The following is a 4,796-nucleotide window of genomic DNA, read 5'->3' as shown; positions in this document are numbered from 1 at the left end:
ATAAGGTCGATAATCTGGCTCATCTACACAAGTCGTGTCACAAACACGTACACACAGGCAACTGTACTGCAAGGCAAAAGGCAATAGCCGGATGATGGGAAACTGTCAAGTCCGGTTCTAAGGGGAGGAGGACACGGCGACGTGTGCCTCCTTACCCGACCAAAGCCTGAAGCGGGGATGAAAGGTGGCTCTACTGGAAGCCTAATCTGGTATCCACCGAGCAAGGTATTCATGAGTAAAGTCTCGACTTGAAGATGCGATTGAATCGTCGTCAGTCTAACCCAGCTAAATAAAGCTGAACCGCAAGGAAAGCAGGATTTAAGGCAGCGCCTGAAAACTGATTAAGCTGGAGCCAAAAGGCAAAGGATAGGGAGTTGGCAAGTCAAACATTGACCAATTAGCACTTCCCATAAACCCGGCGAATAGCATCACTCTAAAAATACACAGAATGGTCATTCGGAACGAAGTAACCTCTCGTTTGCTCTCCTGGAGGTCGAATACCAGGAGCAGGTGCTAACCGTATGCAATGAGATGGAAAGATAGAGTCAGAAGCGAAAGCTCTGGGTAACACTAGAGATATGCAGACAGACTCACGATGAAAAGGAAGATAAAGTCTCAAGTAACGAGTAGATATGTCTAAAACGAGTTTAAAGACTACGGTGGAATGGAACCAAGTGAACTGGCGCAAGCTGGAACGCAAAGTTTATAAGCTCCAAAAGAGAATCTACCCTTGCCTCTCAACGTGGCGATGTTAAAACAGTTCGCAGACTCCAGAAGACGTTGATGAAGTCTTGGTCAGCAAGAGCTGTCTTCGGTTCGTAGGGTAACTCAAGATAATCAAGGGAAGAAAACGGCTGGTGTGGATGGGATAAAAAGCCTGACCCCAAAGCAACGTTTGAACCTAACTATAAACCTAAAACCTGGGTCAAAGGTCAGCCCAACCAGGCGAGTATGGATTCCAAAGCCTGGAACGGAAGAACAGCGACCTTTAGGTATACCTACAATGAAAGACCGAGCCTTGCAAGCGTTAGTCAAAATGGCGTTAGAGCCAGAATGGGAAGCGCGATTTGAACCTAACTCATACGGGTTGGGACCTGGACGCTCATGTCAAGATGCGATTGAAGCAATCTTCAATGCGATTAGGCAGAAGCCAAAATATGTGCTGGATGCTGACATTGCAAAATGTTTCGACCGTATTGACCATGAAGCACTGCTCAGAAAATTAAATACATTCCCCACCATTCGCCGACAAATCCGGGCATGGTTGAAGTCAGGAGTGATGGATAACATGCAGTACTTCGATACATCTGAGGGTGTGCCGCAAGGTGGAGTGATTTCCCCGTTACTTGCCAATATCGCTCTCCACGGGATGGAAAATCGGATAAAGCAAATGGCTAGAGAGTTACCAGGAGAAAAGAAGAAGAACTGCCACGCCTTAAGCCTAATCCGATACGCCGATGACTTCGTGATTCTCCATGAAGACATAACCGTTGTCCAAAGATGCCAAGAGATAATCTCGGAATGGTTACTAGACATGGGTTTGGAATTGAAACCAAGCAAAACAAGAATAGCTCACACCCTAGAACAGTATGAGCTAACAGAACCAGGATTTGAATTTCTAGGTTTTTATATCCGACAACTTCGGATGGGTAAATACTCATCAGGGAAGAAAAGTAACGGAGAACTACTTGGCTTCAAAACTTTCATCACTCCCAGCAAAGAAAAGCAAAAGATACATTATGCTGAAATCGCAAGAGTTATTGATGCCCATAAGACAGCACCGCAAGTGGCGCTAATTAGTCGATTGAACCCAGTAATTCGGGGCTGGGCAAACTACTACGCGACTGTGGTAAGTAAGGAGGCTTACTCAGATATAGATAACCTGATGTATCAAAAGCTTAAAGCTTGGGCAAAACGCCGTCACCCCGCAAAAAATGGGAAATGGATATCAAACAAATACTGGCAATCCATTAGCGGTAAAAACTGGGTATTCGCAACCAAGCAAGGAAAGAACTTCCTTCGGTTACTGCTTCATGGTGATACTCCAATCATCCGCCATGAAATGGTTAAAGGCGAATCGTCACCATACAACGGGAACTTGGTTTACTGGAGTAAAAGAATGGGTAAACACCCAGAAATGCCTCAAAGAGTTGCAAGGCTACTAAAGGCACAAAAGGGTAAATGCGCCCACTGCGGACTACACTTCCGAGAGGAAGATGTGATGGAAATAGACCACAGAATTCCAAAATCGAAAGGTGGAAAGGATTCCAAAGACAACTGGCAACTCCTTCACAGACATTGCCACGACACAAAGACAGCCAGCGATGGTAGTCTCGGCAACAAATCCGACTGTAATAGTGTCGAGCCTAAGCCTCCCAAAAGATTAGAAATGATTAATGGGAAATGGGTAATGAGGTATGCATGACAAGCACCAAATCATTGAGGAGCGGAATGAAGGGAAACTTTCACGTTCCGTTCTGAAGACCAGCGAGGCTGGCGACAACCCCGCTGAGTTTAATACGACCGTAGCGAGGGTCAGACTTTGGCAAAAACCTCAGTCTCCCCTGTCCGCATAACGAGAGCGGCTTTAGCCCTGAGAGTGTCAATACGATCAAGGCGGTTAAACAATGAGAATCAGGGATGAGAGAGTCAGCGATACATCGTCAGCACAGAGATAGTTGAAGCTACTGGCTGGGTGATAAACTCTAAGGGCTATCGTTGTACTTAGCGCAAAGGTGTCCAGTGCGACACCTTACAGACCGCAACTGAGCATAGCTGCTTGTACCGTGCCAGAAAAATAAAAAATTAAAAATTTAAACATGAAGCAAACCCCTCGTTTATTTTTTCATTTTGCTTTTTTAATTAGCATCTGCGTGAGTGCCGCTCCTCTCGCAGCTCAAACCTTTGCTCAATCTCAAGTCCCCTCAGACCTCCCCAGAAACCAGCAGCCACTTCCTAGCCCGATCGTTCCACGTCCTCAACCTTTACCAACGCCACAACCGCCGACGCCTGCCCCCCTCCCCCCACCCTCTGAACTGCTGCAACCAACACGTCCAACACCAACAACCCCCCTGGAGGAACGTCCCAGCAACGTTCCTGGGACGTTCACCGTTGAGCGGTTTGAGTTTGAAGGAAATACAGCCTTCAGCGATGAACAGTTAGCTGAAGTGACCAAGCAGTTCACCGGACGTGCCCTGACGTTTGCCGAACTGCTGCAAGCTCGTTCTGCGGTTACCGATTTATATGTCAGAAATGGCTATATCACATCTGGCGCTTTTATTCCACCCCAAACTCTAACTGGCGGCGCGATCAAAATTCAGGTGGTTGAAGGCAGGGTAGAAGAAATTCAGGTGACGGGAACAGGGCGTTTGAACCGGAACTACGTGCGATCGCGCATCGCCTTGGGCAGCAAAACCCCCTTGAACGTCAACCGCCTGCTCGAAGCACTACAACTGCTGCAACTCAACCCCTTAATCGCCAACTTGAGCGCCGAACTCTCAGCCGGGTCGCGTCCCGGACTAAGCGTAATTGCAGTCCGCGTCACACCCGCCGATACCTTCGACGCCCAAATTACCCTTGATAATGGTCGCTCTCCCAGTGTCGGCAGCTTCCGCCGAGGCGTCCAGCTAACCGAAGCCAACTTACTGGGACAGGGAGATAGCATCAGCGTTTCCTACACCAACACCGATGGCAGCAACGAGGTGGATGTCAGCTACACCTTTCCGGTGAATGCCCGTAATGGTACTCTCCGCTTCAGCTACGGTTTCACCAAAAGTCACATCATCGAGCCACCTTTTGATGCGGTGGATATCGAAGCGAGTTCTGTTGACTATGACCTGACCTTCCGCCAGCCGATTATTCAAAGCCCCACCCAAGAACTGGCTCTCGGCTTGAGTGCTGTGCGGCGAGAAAGCGAAACTTCCCTATTAAATACACCCTTCCCGCTCTCTCCAGGTGCAGATGACAAAGGACGCACCCGCATTACCGCCCTCAGGTTTTTCCAAGAATGGACGCAGCGGGGAAGCCGACAAGTCTTTGCTGCCCGGTCCCAGTTCAATGTGGGACTAGGTTTGTTTGATGCTACCACCAACAACGACCCCCCCGATAGCCGCTTTTTAGCATGGCGGGGTCAAGCACAGTATCTGCAACTGCTGGGTTCAGCAACTCGCGAACCCAACAGTTTGCCGTTGCTATTGCTGCGTGCGGATGTGCAGTTGGCAGACCGATCTCTTTTAGCGTTAGAGCAGTTTGGTTTGGGCGGCTTTGAAAGCGTGCGGGGTTACCGCCAAGACGCTTTACTGACTGATAATGGCGCTTTAGCTTCTGCCGAAGTGAGGTTTCCTATTTACCGACTCCGCAGCGTTGAAGGTGTTTTGCAGGTTATCCCATTTGTTGATCTGGGCAGAGCTTGGAACAGCTCTGGAAAACAAAATCCAGACCCCAGCACCCTAGCCTCTGTTGGACTGGGCGTACAGTGGCAGCAAAGCGATCGCCTGCGAGCCCGCGTAGACTATGGTATTCCATTAATTAATGTTGAATCCGGCGACAGAACATTGCAAGAACGGGGTTTATATTTTTTCCTACAGTACAACTTCTTCTGATCGAGGTATAAACACCAAAAAGCTCTCTTCGATCGCAAACAGAAGAGAGCTTTGTGGTTGAGTATAGAACCTGGCACCGCGCTATTTTTCCAGACAGTCACCCGCCTAGTATCTTCGCCGCTGCGGCGTTTCACCTCCGAGTTCGGGATGGTTCGGTGTGGAGCCACCGCGCTCACAGCACCAGGAAAACTTTTT

The 4,796-nt window shown here is 48.8% G+C and carries 2 protein-coding genes, 1 rRNA gene and 1 pseudogene; 2 read left to right on the top strand and 2 right to left on the bottom strand.

What is annotated here, in order from left to right; genetic code table 11:
* Positions 1-318: 318 nt before the first annotated feature.
* A complete protein-coding gene (locus tag ACE1CM_RS47205; protein ID WP_374886557.1) occupies positions 319-456 on the bottom strand; it encodes a hypothetical protein in 138 nt (45 codons plus the stop codon).
* 176 nt (positions 457-632) lie between these two features.
* On the opposite strand from ACE1CM_RS47205, the pseudogene ltrA reads away from it, so the two are divergent.
* Positions 633-2,425: pseudogene (gene ltrA / locus ACE1CM_RS47200) on the top strand (group II intron reverse transcriptase/maturase).
* Positions 2,426-2,819: 394 nt separating this feature from the next.
* A complete protein-coding gene (locus ACE1CM_RS47195; protein ID WP_374886556.1) occupies positions 2,820-4,601 on the top strand; it encodes a ShlB/FhaC/HecB family hemolysin secretion/activation protein in 1,782 nt (593 codons plus the stop codon).
* 68 nt (positions 4,602-4,669) lie between these two features.
* On the opposite strand, the gene rrf is transcribed toward ACE1CM_RS47195, so the two are convergent.
* A 5S ribosomal RNA gene (rrf, locus tag ACE1CM_RS47190) occupies positions 4,670-4,786 on the bottom strand.
* Positions 4,787-4,796 lie beyond the last annotated feature (10 nt).

The sequence above is a fragment of the Microseira sp. BLCC-F43 genome (assembly GCF_041929235.1).
Lineage (GTDB): Bacteria > Cyanobacteriota > Cyanobacteriia > Cyanobacteriales > Aerosakkonemataceae > Microseira.
This window is presented reverse-complemented; position numbering and strand designations above follow the sequence as displayed.

Bases quoted from the DNA above. Each gene is read 5' to 3' on its own strand.
- ACE1CM_RS47205 (WP_374886557.1), bottom strand. From the start codon at position 456: ATGACCATTCTGTGTATTTTTAGAGTGATGCTATTCGCCGGGTTTATG.
- ACE1CM_RS47195 (WP_374886556.1), top strand. From the start codon at position 2,820: ATGAAGCAAACCCCTCGTTTATTTTTTCATTTTGCTTTTTTAATTAGC.